Origin of the sequence: Streptococcus danieliae, from assembly GCF_009767945.1 — a bacterium.
GTDB lineage: Bacteria > Bacillota > Bacilli > Lactobacillales > Streptococcaceae > Streptococcus > Streptococcus danieliae.
Genome location: NZ_WSRS01000015.1, coordinates 1 through 12,349, shown reverse-complemented (window position 1 = coordinate 12,349; position 12,349 = coordinate 1). Strand labels below are relative to the sequence as shown.

General features: G+C 46.2%; 12 protein-coding genes. 7 read left to right on the top strand and 5 right to left on the bottom strand.

The window, feature by feature from the left end:
- Window positions 1-72 precede the first annotated feature (72 nt).
- Window positions 73-1,440: an FAD-dependent oxidoreductase gene (locus E5983_RS02830; RefSeq protein WP_160332408.1), complete on the bottom strand. Its 1,368-nt coding sequence runs from the start codon at window positions 1,438-1,440 to the stop codon at window positions 73-75.
- 417 nt (window positions 1,441-1,857) lie between these two features.
- On the opposite strand from E5983_RS02830, the gene E5983_RS02825 reads away from it, so the two are divergent.
- The 4 genes from E5983_RS02825 (at window position 1,858) to E5983_RS02810 (ending at window position 5,675) form a co-directional block, all read left to right on the top strand.
- Window positions 1,858-2,157, top strand: a complete 300-nt coding sequence (locus E5983_RS02825; RefSeq protein WP_160332407.1) for a YbaB/EbfC family nucleoid-associated protein — start codon at window positions 1,858-1,860, stop codon at window positions 2,155-2,157.
- Window positions 2,158-2,369: 212 nt separating this feature from the next.
- Window positions 2,370-3,851, top strand: coding sequence for an SSURE domain-containing protein (locus E5983_RS02820; protein WP_160332406.1), 1,482 nt, complete (start codon window positions 2,370-2,372; stop codon window positions 3,849-3,851).
- Window positions 3,852-3,958: 107 nt separating this feature from the next.
- Window positions 3,959-4,645 (top strand): response regulator transcription factor, encoded by a 687-nt coding sequence (locus E5983_RS02815; RefSeq protein WP_160332405.1) that lies wholly within the window; start codon window positions 3,959-3,961, stop codon window positions 4,643-4,645.
- Window position 4,646: 1 nt separating this feature from the next.
- A complete protein-coding gene (locus E5983_RS02810) occupies window positions 4,647-5,675 on the top strand; it encodes a sensor histidine kinase (protein WP_160332404.1) in 1,029 nt (342 codons plus the stop codon).
- 282 nt (window positions 5,676-5,957) lie between these two features.
- Here the strand turns inward: E5983_RS02810 and E5983_RS02805 are convergent, their stop codons facing one another.
- Window positions 5,958-6,452 carry a DUF536 domain-containing protein gene (locus E5983_RS02805; RefSeq protein WP_160332403.1) on the bottom strand — a complete coding sequence of 165 codons (495 nt, stop codon included), beginning with the start codon at window positions 6,450-6,452 and terminating at the stop codon, window positions 5,958-5,960.
- Window positions 6,453-6,564: 112 nt separating this feature from the next.
- Here E5983_RS02805 and E5983_RS02800 point away from each other — a divergent pair, with 112 nt between their 5' ends.
- Window positions 6,565-7,746 (top strand): BaiN/RdsA family NAD(P)/FAD-dependent oxidoreductase, encoded by a 1,182-nt coding sequence (locus E5983_RS02800; RefSeq protein WP_160332402.1) that lies wholly within the window; start codon window positions 6,565-6,567, stop codon window positions 7,744-7,746.
- Window positions 7,747-7,796: 50 nt separating this feature from the next.
- On the opposite strand, the gene tsaD is transcribed toward E5983_RS02800, so the two are convergent.
- The 3 genes from tsaD to tsaB are packed head-to-tail and all read right to left on the bottom strand — an operon-like array spanning window position 7,797 to window position 9,899.
- Window positions 7,797-8,810, bottom strand: a complete 1,014-nt coding sequence (gene tsaD, locus E5983_RS02795) for a tRNA (adenosine(37)-N6)-threonylcarbamoyltransferase complex transferase subunit TsaD (RefSeq protein ID WP_160332401.1) — start codon at window positions 8,808-8,810, stop codon at window positions 7,797-7,799.
- Window positions 8,782-9,216: a ribosomal protein S18-alanine N-acetyltransferase gene (gene rimI, locus E5983_RS02790; RefSeq protein WP_160332400.1), complete on the bottom strand. Its 435-nt coding sequence runs from the start codon at window positions 9,214-9,216 to the stop codon at window positions 8,782-8,784. Before rimI ends, tsaD begins: the two co-directional genes overlap by 29 nt.
- Window positions 9,213-9,899 carry a tRNA (adenosine(37)-N6)-threonylcarbamoyltransferase complex dimerization subunit type 1 TsaB gene (tsaB, locus tag E5983_RS02785; protein WP_160332399.1) on the bottom strand — a complete coding sequence of 229 codons (687 nt, stop codon included), beginning with the start codon at window positions 9,897-9,899 and terminating at the stop codon, window positions 9,213-9,215. Before tsaB ends, rimI begins: the two co-directional genes overlap by 4 nt.
- A 199-nt stretch (window positions 9,900-10,098) precedes the next feature.
- Here tsaB and E5983_RS02780 point away from each other — a divergent pair, with 199 nt between their 5' ends.
- Together E5983_RS02780 and rnjA are read left to right on the top strand one after the other, a co-directional pair.
- A complete protein-coding gene (locus E5983_RS02780; protein ID WP_160332398.1) occupies window positions 10,099-10,335 on the top strand; it encodes a DNA-dependent RNA polymerase subunit epsilon in 237 nt (78 codons plus the stop codon).
- Complete coding sequence (gene rnjA, locus E5983_RS02775; protein ID WP_160332397.1) at window positions 10,332-12,017, top strand: ribonuclease J1; 1,686 nt, start codon at window positions 10,332-10,334, stop codon at window positions 12,015-12,017. Before E5983_RS02780 ends, rnjA begins: the two co-directional genes overlap by 4 nt.
- Window positions 12,018-12,349 lie beyond the last annotated feature (332 nt).

The following is a 12,349-nucleotide window of genomic DNA, read 5'->3' as shown; positions in this document are numbered from 1 at the left end:
GACTCCCCATAAATGTAAAGTTTTTCTCAAAGTTAAAAAAACCAGCTAGGGAACTCCCTAACTGGCGGTAAATTAAAAGCGGCTATAGCCCAAAGCATCTTGAGCAGCGAGGTTCAACAAGCTCCATTGACGGTCAAAGCCAGGTTGGAAGAAGAAATCAGCTTCTGCCAAATCTTCCAAGGTCAATTTCTGTGCAATCGCCAGAGACAAAACATTTCCTTGAGCTGTCACATCCGCTTGAGATAGAACAGAACCACCAAGGATTTGATGAGTCCGTGGGTGGAAGGTCAAGCTCACAAAGACTTCTGGGTTGTCACTTTCAGGAATGTAGGCTGGACGAACACGATCCGCATAGAAACTTGTTTCAAAGTCCAAACCGATACGACCCGCAGTGTACTGGTTCAAACCTGAAGTCGCGAACTGGTAGCCGAAGATTCCCAAAGCAGAAGAACCAACAACTCCCTTGTAAGCACGCGCAGGTTGCTCATCAAACAAGGTACTTGCTAGGTAGAAGGCTGAACGACGAGTTGTCGTTGCCAGTGCAATCGGCAAGGACTGATTCGCAGGAATTGATGGTTGCAAGGTTGCATCTCCAACCGCATACACATCTTTAACATTTGTCCGCAAGTAAGCGTCTGTCTTGATGTAGCCACGCTCATCCAAAGCTACAAGACCTTGCAACCAAGCTGTATTTGGGTAAACCCCAACAGCCACAATAACAAGATCAGCTGGGATTTCAGCCTTATCAGTCTTCACAGCCTGCACACGTCCTTCACCCAAGAAGGCTTCCACACTTGCACCCATGTGCAAGTTTACTCCAGCATTCACAAAGGCTTGTTCCAAAATCTCTGTAGACTCTGCATTGAGGTAGTTACCCAATGGACGCTCTAGCATATCGATAAGGGTTACAGATTTACCAGCCTTGGTGAAGACTTGTGTCGCTTCAACTCCGATATAACCAGAACCGATTACTACTACATTTTGGATGCTGTCATCTTGCTGTGCCGCATTGATCTTGCTTGCCCAGTCGTAACCGTGCATCAAGTAGATGTTTTCCAAATCCTTACCAGGCAAGTTCAACTCAATGGATTCAACCCCAACGCTAAGGATCAATTTGTCATAAGCCACTGTTTCTTCAGCACCTGCCACCAAGTTTTTCACTGTAATGGTTTTGGCTTCTGGCTGAATGGCTGTCACTTGATGATTATTGACCACACGTCCGCCACGGCTTTCCAATTCTTCAGGTGAGAAGTTCCGCACGTAGTCTTGACCGATTGTTTTTCCTTCTAGGAAAAGCTCCATTCCACAAGACATGAAGGAAACAAAGTCCCCTGCTTCATAGATGGTTACATCTACATTTTCATACTTATCCAAAATACGGATAGCGGATTCATGACCCCCGTGAGAGGCCCCAACAATAACAACTTTTTTCTTTGACATAGTCGTATCCTTTCTTACTTTACTTCTATTTTACTCAAATGTTCAAAGAATCACAAAGGATTAGCTCGGAAATTTTCGATCCTATTTGATCGCTCAAACGGCGATTTATTCCTTATTCTTATTATACTGCTTTTTTAACAAATTCTAAGCATCGAAGAGGTGAAATCCCTTACTTTTTTTAATCCGAATTCCCATCACTAGACAAAAGACCAACCAACTTACTCGTAGTCCAAAAGAGTTGACCGGTCCTTGGGCAGTTTTTTGGGAAATTGGAAGCACAGTCATTCTATCACTAGACCTAAAATCGTGCTATAATTGAAACAGTGATGAAAAGCTTCCTCTAAGTCAATCGAAGCTTAACAGACACTTTCCACACCCCAAGGGAAGTCCCTTGATCAGAAAGGAAGAATAACACTTATGATGAATATGCAAAACATATTGAAGCAAGCTCAAAAAATGCAGAAAGACATGGAGAAAAAACAAGCTGAGCTAGCCGCTAAAGACTTCACCGGTGCTTCTGCCCAAGACTTGGTCGCAGTCACCCTCTCCGGAGACCGTAAGGTGAAAGCTATCACTTTCAACCCTGCCGTTGTCGATCCAGACGACCTCGAAACTCTTGCAGATATGACAGCTCAAGCCGTCAATAAAGCTCTCGAAAAAATCGACCAAGAAACCCAAAAAACCATGGGAGCCCTTGCCGGGAAGTTACCGTTTTAATCCTGGAGCAACAGAACAAGAAGCCTGCTTACAAAACGCAAACGTAAAAAATTATAGCTTCTCAAAACAAATAGGTTGGAACTTAAGCCCAACCTATTTTTATTTTGGAAAAAGACGCAACAATTAAGAATTATTTAATAAAGAGCTTACAATTGCTTAAGACAAGTATTCTATACTAACTATAGAATTAAAAGAAAAGAGGTACATAACCTATGTCTCAAGCAAGTAAAAAGGACTTTAAAACCTGGTCTCTCCGTCGTGCTAAAGTTGGATTGGTGTCGGTCGTCGTTGCCAATGGCGCTTTTTTTCTATTAGGGCAAGCTCCTCAAGTACAAGCGGATGAACTAACTCCTGGAATGGAAACCATTAGCCAGTCTACTGAAAAACAAGAAGTCGCTTCAGCTCATTTTGAAGAGCCTATGGCTGACCAGAGCGTTTCCTCCGCAGTTCAACCGAAAGTTCCTGTTGAAACAGAAGTTACCATGCCTCTAAACAATCCTCCTGTAACCGATAGGGCTAGTGAGTCTGAGGTGGCCACCTCTGTTACCTCGGCTATCAAGCAAGAAGTCTCAGTACCAGAGACCTACCTCAAAGCAGCCAACCATCCCGGTCCCTTTACAGCAGGTGTCAACCAAGTTATTCCTTATGAGGCCTTCGGTGGCGACGGCATGTTAACGCGACTTTTACTGCAGTCCTCAGACGCCGCTCCTTGGTCTGATAATGGGACTGCTATGCACCCTGCACTGGCTCCTGTCAATAAGCTGGCAGCTAATCACTATTTTTACTCCTTTGATTTAGAGGGGGAAGTCAAAAATAAAATGGGAGCTGAGCTGCTGAAAGAGCTCCAAATGAACCCAAATAGAAACTACCAAGGTCGTGTGACCGTCTATGGTTCCACCAACGGAATGGCTGACTTGAGCAACATCATTGCCAGTCAACAGGTTCAACTCAGCTTCCATCCTGTTCTCACTCCAGACGATTTCCGTAAGTTTCTCCAAAACAATACGAAAGAGCACGTCCAGCTACCACACGACTATCTGGAACACGCAAATGTCGATGGACCTTTCTTAGCTGGAGTAAACCAGGTAATCCCTCTTGAAGCCTTTGGAGGCGATGGGATGCTGACACGCCTTCTTCTTAAAGCAGCTGACAAGGCACCGTGGTCTCACAATGGATCTGCTATGCATCCGACCTTAACCATCGCCCACAACTTACCGACTGGAAAATATTTCTATACCTTTGCCTTATCTGGAGCCGGTAAAGGGTTGATGGGGAAAGACCTTCTTGCTTTTCTCCAAAAAAATCAAACAAATATGGTCAGTGGAACCATTGTCCTGTACGGATCCACAGATGGAAAGAGCGACATGAATCTAGTCTTAGCTCAAAAAGAAGTCCAGCTTTCCTTGGCAGCCAAGGAAAAAATGGATATGTCCGATAAACCACAAATGGATCGAATGAATCAGAGTAAGATGGAACAAATGAAAATGGACAAGGGAGCTCCGATGATGAAGCAAACCGCAACTTCCATGTCTATGTCTATGGACCATCCTATGCCCATGAAATCCATGACCTCTTCTAAGGTAAAAAAACTACCAGAAACGGGACACAAAGAATCGGCTACTCTGGGACTCATGGGACTTTTAAGCCTTTTTGCAGGCCTAGGACTGATGAAACATCCTAAAAAAGAAGACTAATCTTAGAGAAAAGCTGCCTTTCAAGAATGATATCGAAAAGTGTTATACTAAAAATAAGTATAGCACTTTTTCGATATTTATTTCCCGACACTCTAGAAAGGATCCTCATGAACTACACAATCCTCTTAGTCGACGATGAACCTCAGATTATCGACATTAATCGGCGCTACCTCATACAAGCAGGCTATCAGGTTCACACAGCCAACAACGGACAGGAAGCACTCAAACTTTATCGGCAGCATCCAATCGATCTCATTATTAGCGACATCATGATGCCCGAAATGGATGGGTATGATTTTATTTCTGAAGTGTTGCAGGACAAAGAAGATCAAGGCTTTCTTTTTATCACAGCTAAAATGGCCGAAATGGATAAAATCTACTCGCTTAGTATTGGGGCAGACGACTTCATCACCAAGCCCTTTAGTCCACGAGAGCTCGTCTTACGAGTTACCAATATCCTAAAGCGGATTTATGGCAAAACAGATCCTTCAGACAGCATTCAAATCGGGGACTTAATGCTCAACCACACCAGACGTGAAGCCCAGGTTAACCAACATAGCCTAGACTTGACCAATAAGGCATTTAACCTTCTATGGCTTTTGGCCAGTCAAAAGCAACGAGTCTTTTCCAAGTCTGAACTCTATGAAAAAATCTGGGATGAAGACTATCTCCAAGATACCAATACACTCAATGTCCATATCCACGCTCTCAGACAAGATTTAGCTAAATACAGTACCCCATTGACTCCAAAAATCACTACCGTTTGGGGATTAGGCTACAAATTGGAGGACTAGCATGCGTTTAAAAATGTATTTACTAATTGGCCCCCTCATTACCCTTATCATTACCCTACTAGGCGTATTTACGGGAATTAGCTATATGCTCATTGATCAAAAAGAAATCGGCTTTATCATGGGCATTGTCGCCTTAGCTAGCCTACTAGGTCTGATTCCCAGTCTTCTTATTAGCCAGAAAGTCCTCTCCTCACTCCAACTTCTTATTGAAAAAATGCAGACTCTTTCCACAGGCCACTTCCAAAAAGAAGTCAACATTACTGCTCCTTTGGAATTCCAACAATTGGGGGACAGCTTCAACACGATGGCCCAAGATTTACAAGAAAGCGAGCAGGAAAAAGCTGTCATGATTGCTCAACTAGCGCACGATATCAAAACACCTATTACCTCCATTCAAGCCAGTATCGAGGGGATTTTCGATGGAATTATCCAAGAAGATGAGATTCTTCACTACCTCCAAACCATGCTTCAACAAACCAAGCGTTTGAATCACTTAGTTGAAAAATTAGACGATCTATCCTTCGAGGTCGAAGCATTTCAACATCAGCCTAGGCAAGCAGAGACAGTCTATTTGGATAAACTGATTTTGGATGTTTTAGCCGAGCACCGATTGCAAATAGAACAAGAAAGTCGAGACGTTCGGATTCAAGTTACACCTGAGTCCGCTTCCATTCAGAGCCACCCTCAGAAACTCTATCGAATTTTAGACAATCTAATACAAAATGCCCTCAAATACTCTCCTCCAGGATCTCCCCTCACTATTGAAGGAGAGGCCACCCTCGATCACCTAACAATTGCCATTACCGATCAAGGAGCAGGAATTCCAACCGAGGAAATACCCCATATCTTCAAACGCTTCTACCGCCTAGAAAATTCTCGGAATCCCCACACAGGCGGGCACGGCTTAGGCCTCTACATTGCCCAGGAACTAGCCCAACAACTAGGGGGAAATATCCTAGTAAACAGCCAAGAAGGGCAGGGATCTACTTTTAGACTTCATATCCAGTTTCAACCCGATACAAGCTTTTAGTTTGTCTATTCTTTCAAACCAATACCTCGGAAAGTACTGCCTTTTATTAGCTGCTGTCACTCTGAAATTTTTGATTAGCTTTGATTTGGAGTCGACACAAACATGATTTTTATAGTCTTTTAGTTTACTCTTAGTACGAGGCAACAAGTCGCAGACAGTACTGAAGTACAGCAAGACGAGCTATCACAGTAATAAAATAGAAACTAAAAGACTATGTCAGCAAGGTCTGTTTCTAAAAAGCACCAAAAAATGAGGTTCAGTATGTTTCTAACCTCATTTTTCTTATTGTCCAAATAATCGTGCCCAAAAACCTTTATGGGTCTGTTCTTCTACCTGCTTTTTCGCAGCATCTAGCTCTAGTTTCAAACTATCCTTGTCATTCATGGCCATCAAGGTCAGTTGTTGTTGCTGGTCGAGTTGCTTGTCTTTCTCTGCAATCTGGTCATCCTTGGTGCGGAGTTGTTGGTCCTTGGATTTGAGTTGCTCATGCAAGCGTTCGATTTCCTTCTCCTGGCGTGTAATCTCTTCGTTTTTCTCGTCTACCAAGATTTGTAGGATTTCTTTTTCCTTGGCATCTTCGCTGATTGGCTCGTCTTCGAAGATGGATGTTTTGTAGTGATTTTCTAGCTTGATTAAGCCACTCCTGGTAACAACCGTCACTCCTTTCTCATTCTTGGATAAATCCTCAGGTGGGAGAGTTTTAATACGATCATTGACGGCTTGACGAGTGACCCCTACAATTTCAGCAATTTCCCGTACTGTTTTCTCAATTGCCATAATACCCTCATTGTACTTTTACTTTTTCTTTTTTGGTATCTAAATCTTAACACATCACTCCTAGACTGTCAAATAATCTGAAGTTTCTGGAGACCTATGATACAATGGCAGTATGAAGCATTTTGAAACTATTGTATTAGGTGGTGGGCCTGCTGGCATGATGGCTACAATTGCCAGTGCCTATTATGGGCAGCAGACCCTCCTGATTGAGAAGAACCGGCGGCTGGGTAAAAAGCTGGCTGGGACTGGCGGCGGCCGCTGCAATGTGACCAATAACGGGACCTTAGACGATCTTATCGCCAACATTCCTGGCAATGGCCGTTTTTTGTACAGCGTTTTTTCCCAATTTGACAACCACGACATTATTCGTTTTTTTGAAGAAGAGGGAGTGGCCTTAAAGGTCGAGGATCATGGACGAGTCTTTCCTAAAAGCGATAAGTCGCGGACCATCATTGAGGCCTTGGAGAAAAAAATCAAAACACTGGGGGCCAGCATTCTGACCCAGACGGAAATTGTGGCGGTCAAGAAAAAGGACGACTACTTCCACCTGAGGTCTGCCGACCAGGAGTGGACCTGCCAGCGTTTGATTGTCACAACCGGGGGCAAATCTTATCCGTCAACAGGCTCCACTGGCTTTGGCCATGAGATTGCCCGGCACTTCCACCACCACATTACGGACCTGGAAGCTGCCGAAAGTCCAATCCTCACCGACTTCCCTCATAAGGAACTTCAGGGAATTTCCCTGGACGAGGTGACCCTAAAGCTAGGCAAACGCGAGATTCGCCATGACCTGCTCTTTACCCACTTTGGGCTATCTGGTCCCGCAGCGCTCCGGATGTCCTCCTTTATTAAGGGCGGCGAAAGACTGGAACTGGACCTGCTACCGGATCATTCCCAGGCAGACTTGGCTAAACTGCTGGAAGCCAACCGCGACAAACAAGCTAAAACGGTCTTTAAAGGACTCCTCCCCGAGCGGTTGGCCCTCTTTCTCCTGAAAGACTTGGCCGACCTACCAATCAAGCAAATCCTCAAAGCAGACCTGGAACACCTCTTAACCACGGTTAAGGGCCTCCAGATTCCTGTCACCGGAAAAATGTCCCTAGCCAAATCCTTTGTGACCAAGGGTGGTGTGGACTTGAAGGAAATCAACCCCAAAACCCTGGAAAGCAAATTGGTCCCTGGCCTCCATTTTGCCGGCGAGGTTATGGATATCAACGCCCACACAGGTGGATTCAACATCACCAGCGCCCTCGCCTCCGGCTGGGTAGCTGGCTCTTCCATTTCTTATGACTAATTTTCAGAAAAACCAGCTCTTGAACGGAGCTGGTTTTTTGATGCTAGACTTTAGAGGTCACCCATGCTCGGAAAGGCTAAACTAGGCTTAGCATTGAGGTCCAAGCCTGCCAGGTTGTTTTTGTTCCACTCGCTGACACTGGCATAGGCAATCATGCCAGCATTGTCGCCACAGAGGCGTAGGGGAGGGATCACGACGGGGATGTCTGTAATCTCCTCGGCCAGGCGTTGGCGGAGGCCTTGATTGGCTGCGACACCACCTGCAACGACCAACATCTCAACGGGGTAGCGCTCTAGGGCTTTCTTGGTTTTCCCAAGAAGGATATCGAGCACAGCCGTTTGGAAAGAGGTCGCTAAATCTGCCTGATTCAGCTCTTCTTCTTTTTGTTGGGCATTGTGATGGAGATTGATAAAGGCTGATTTTAGGCCTGAGAAGGAAAACTCAAGATTGTCCTCCCCCAGCATGGCTCTAGGAAAATTGTAGACATCCTGGCCTTGATGGGCCAATTGGTCAAGCTCACGACCAGCGGGATAGGTCAGCCCCATGACACGGCCAACTTTGTCATAGGCTTCGCCGACCGCATCGTCTCGGGTTTCACCGACGATGCGGTAATCGCCCGGCTCCTTGACATACACCAGCTCGGTGTGGCCACCACTGACCAGTAGAGCCATCAGCGGAAACTTGAGCTCCGCCTGGTCCTGAGCTGCCATCAGGTGGCCCGCCATGTGGTTAACGGGAATCAAGGGGAGGTTGTGGGACCAGGCAAAGGCTTTGGCGGCTGACAGGCCAACTAGAAGAGCTCCGACTAGGCCTGGTCCATAAGTCACCGCAACAGCATCAACGTCCCCAGCCTTAACCTCAGCCTCCTGCAAGGCCTCCTCGATACAGGCCGTAATCACTTCCACATGATGGCGACTGGCCACCTCGGGCACTACACCACCAAACCGCTTGTGACTCTCAATCTGGCTAGCAATTACATTCGAGACCAGCTGCCCCTTCTTCAAAACTGCAACACTGGTCTCATCACAAGATGTCTCAAAGGCCAGAATGATCTTCTCGTCCATGCAAGTCTCCCTTCATTAAAACAGCATCCTCCTTGGGATTCTGATAATAATTGGGCCGCCGTCCCAACTCCACAAATCCAATCGATTCATAGAGTCTGCGAGCAGCCTGATTCGATTCTCTTACTTCTAAAAAATAGGGCTCTCCACCGGGGAGCGACAACAACAGATCACGCGCCAAGCCCTGACCTCGATAGGCTGGCAAGACTCCTAGCTGCAAAATCTCCTGCTCCCCAGCCAAGTCTTGGACGACACAAAGGGCTGCCAGCACCGCCCCCTGATAAACCGTCCAAAAATGGGTATCCTCCCGCTCCAAATCACGGGCAATCATAGCCTCCGTCCAAGGGGAGCCACTGGGATAGACCTGACTCAGAAAGCTATAGACCTCTTGACTGGTTAAGGGACTCATACACGCTGAATATAGGACTCTCCGGCATCAACCGAGTCCTGCTTCATCAACCATTGCTCCTCTGCCTCCACCCGCTTGAGGTAGTTGGGAACCAGAGCATGAGGCTCCACTGGCAACTCCTTGGACATCTGAGCCAGCACAAGGGCATCCGGCAAGGTCGGCAAGATTTTAGCTTGCGGCAAGGCTTCCAGGATCGTCGCTTCAAAGGCCGCCACTTCGCCCACAAAGGTCACCGAAGCTTGAGCCGTCATCAACTCCAAGACCTTGTCCAAGGCATAGTAACCCTCTGGCTGCAGAACTTCCCCATCCTGGTAAAAGCCCGCATAGACATGCTGGCGACGGGCATCCATCAAGGCTACAACAGGACCCGTCACATCAGCTGGTACCAAGGCCCGCAGACTGGAAACAGCCACCAGTTCTGCTCCCAGGGTCTGGGCCAGAACCTTGGCAGTGGTTACGGCAATCCGTACCCCGGTATAAGACCCAGGTCCATAGGCCACATAAATCCGCTCCAAATCCGTCGGTTTCCAGTCACAGGCTTGGCAGAGATAATCGATGGTGGGCATCAAGGTGATGCTGTGATTTTTCTTCAAGGCCAGGGTCACTTGCCCGACCATTTTCCCCTCTTCTAGAAGAGCAACGGATAAGGCCTGATTGGAGGTGTCTAAGGATAAAACTTTCATCTGATTCTACTGTCCTTACTTGATTATCCCTTTTATTTTATGATATAATCAGCATTATTGCAACGAAAGAAAATTTAGCGATTCTAATACTACTTCCAATTCAAAAAGAGAAAGAGTATAAAGAGGAAGGAGCCGGATTTATCAAAGTCCCCCTCCTTCCTTTTCTCATGAATATGCGCAATAACTAGAAAGGAATTTTATGATTTTTAAAGTTTATTATCAAGAAACAAAAGACCGGAGCCCACGTCGTGAAACAACACGTTCCCTCTACCTCGAGATTGATGCTCAAACTGAATTAGAAGGTCGCATCCAGGCTCGTCAGCTGGTTGAAAACAACACCAACTACAACATCGAATTAATCGAAGCCTTGTCCGAAAATCACTTGGCTTATGAGAAGGAAAACGCGAACTTCGCATTAACGGAGTTCCCATCATGAGCTACCAACTAAAAAAAGAGGAGGTTGGGGTTTTCGCCATCGGTGGTCTCGGTGAGATCGGAAAAAATACCTATGGGATTGAATACCAGGATGAAATCCTGATCGTGGATGCCGGCATCAAATTCCCAGAAGATGATCTTTTGGGAATTGATTATGTCATTCCCGACTATTCCTATATCGTCGACAATATCGACCGTGTGAAGGGACTGCTCATTACCCATGGTCACGAAGACCATATTGGCGGCATCCCCTTCCTGCTCAAACAAGCCAATATTCCTATCTATGCTGGACCCTTAGCCTTGGCCCTCATCCGTGGAAAGCTAGAAGAGCACGGACTCTTGCGGGATGCTAAACTGTTTGAAATCAACCACAACAGTGAGCTGCCCTTCAAACACCTCAAAGCCACCTTCTTCCGCACCACCCACTCGATTCCAGAGCCCCTAGGGATTGTTATCCATACTCCTCAAGGGAAGATTGTCTGTACCGGGGACTTTAAGTTTGACTTCACCCCAGTCGGAGAACCCGCTGACCTCCACCGGATGGCGGCGATTGGCGAATCTGGCGTTTTGGTCCTATTATCTGACTCGACCAATGCGGAGATCCCAACCTTTACCAATTCCGAAAAAGTGGTCGGTCAATCCATCATGAAAATTATTGAGAACATTGAAGGCCGGATTATCTTCGCCTCCTTTGCTTCCAATATTTTCCGTCTCCAACAAGCAGCTGAAGCTGCTGTCAAGACCGGTCGCAAGATTGTCGTTTTCGGTCGTTCCATGGAGAAAGCCATTGCCAACGGGATTGAACTGGGCTATATCAAGGTTCCTAAAGGCACCTTTATTGAACCAAATGAGATCAAGGAATATGCAGCCCATGAGGTTCTTATTATGTGTACCGGTAGCCAAGGTGAGTCCATGGCCGCCCTCTCCCGCATTGCCAACGGAACCCACCGCCAAGTACAACTCCAACCCGGAGACACCGTTATCTTCTCATCCAGCCCAATTCCTGGAAATACAACCAGCGTCAATAAATTGATTAATAAAATTATTGAAGCCGGTGTTGATGTTGTTCATGGAAAAATTAACAATATCCATACCTCCGGACACGGCGGCCAGCAGGAGCAAAAGCTTATGCTACGCCTGATCAAGCCAAAATACTTTATGCCCGTGCATGGTGAGTACCGCATGCAAAAAATCCATGCCCAGCTAGCCATTGACACTGGTGTCGAAAAGGATAATGTTTTCATCATGAAAAACGGTGATGTCCTCGCCCTAACAGCGGATTCAGCCCGCATCGCAGGACATTTTAATGCCCAGGACATCTACGTCGACGGAAACCGCATTGGTGAAATCGGGGCAGCTGTCCTCCGCGACCGCAAAGACCTATCTCAAGATGGGGTCGTCCTAGCCGTCGCAACTGTTGATTTCAAGAGCAAGATGATTCTCGCAGGACCAGACATCCTCAGCCGCGGCTTTATCTACATGCGGGAATCTGGTGATCTAATTCGCCAAAGCCAGCGGATTCTGTTCAACGCTATTCGCATCGCCTTGAAAAACAAAGAGGCCAGCATCCAATCCGTTAATGGAGCGATTGTTAACGCCCTACGGCCCTTCCTCTATGAAAACACTGAACGTGAACCGATTATTATCCCCATGGTTTTAACCCCCGATGAGGATAAATCCTAATAACCCAAAAGACCTCCAACCAGGATCCATAAGGACCTGATTGGAGGTCTTTTTAGGTTCTATAATAAGTTGTGTGGAAAGCTTGCTCTCCATGCAACTTTTTTTGTAATTCAGAGTGCAAAAAAAAGCAATTCCTAGTAAACTGATAAGTGAAAAAAAACATCAGAATAGGAATTGCTTCATATGGACTATGTTACTCAAAAATTACTCGGAATTCAAGACCTAAACATCACTTTCAAAGAAGACTGGCTTATTTATCGTAAAGATAGACGCAATCGTATGGCTCAAATCATCGAAGGCTCCTTAGAGAAACGCCCAAGTCATTGTCCCTC

Excerpts from the sequence above, each read along its gene's own strand:
- E5983_RS02805 (WP_160332403.1), bottom strand. The coding sequence starts at position 6,452 with ATGGCAATTGAGAAAACAGTACGGGAAATTGCTGAAATTGTAGGGGTC.
- E5983_RS02815 (WP_160332405.1), top strand. The coding sequence starts at position 3,959 with ATGAACTACACAATCCTCTTAGTCGACGATGAACCTCAGATTATCGAC.
- E5983_RS02810 (WP_160332404.1), top strand. The coding sequence starts at position 4,647 with ATGCGTTTAAAAATGTATTTACTAATTGGCCCCCTCATTACCCTTATC.
- E5983_RS02825 (WP_160332407.1), top strand. The coding sequence starts at position 1,858 with ATGATGAATATGCAAAACATATTGAAGCAAGCTCAAAAAATGCAGAAA.
- rnjA (WP_160332397.1), top strand. The coding sequence starts at position 10,332 with ATGAGCTACCAACTAAAAAAAGAGGAGGTTGGGGTTTTCGCCATCGGT.
- tsaD (WP_160332401.1), bottom strand. The coding sequence starts at position 8,810 with ATGGACGAGAAGATCATTCTGGCCTTTGAGACATCTTGTGATGAGACC.
- E5983_RS02800 (WP_160332402.1), top strand. The coding sequence starts at position 6,565 with ATGAAGCATTTTGAAACTATTGTATTAGGTGGTGGGCCTGCTGGCATG.
- E5983_RS02780 (WP_160332398.1), top strand. The coding sequence starts at position 10,099 with ATGATTTTTAAAGTTTATTATCAAGAAACAAAAGACCGGAGCCCACGT.
- rimI (WP_160332400.1), bottom strand. The coding sequence starts at position 9,216 with ATGAGTCCCTTAACCAGTCAAGAGGTCTATAGCTTTCTGAGTCAGGTC.
- E5983_RS02830 (WP_160332408.1), bottom strand. The coding sequence starts at position 1,440 with ATGTCAAAGAAAAAAGTTGTTATTGTTGGGGCCTCTCACGGGGGTCAT.
- E5983_RS02820 (WP_160332406.1), top strand. The coding sequence starts at position 2,370 with ATGTCTCAAGCAAGTAAAAAGGACTTTAAAACCTGGTCTCTCCGTCGT.
- tsaB (WP_160332399.1), bottom strand. The coding sequence starts at position 9,899 with ATGAAAGTTTTATCCTTAGACACCTCCAATCAGGCCTTATCCGTTGCT.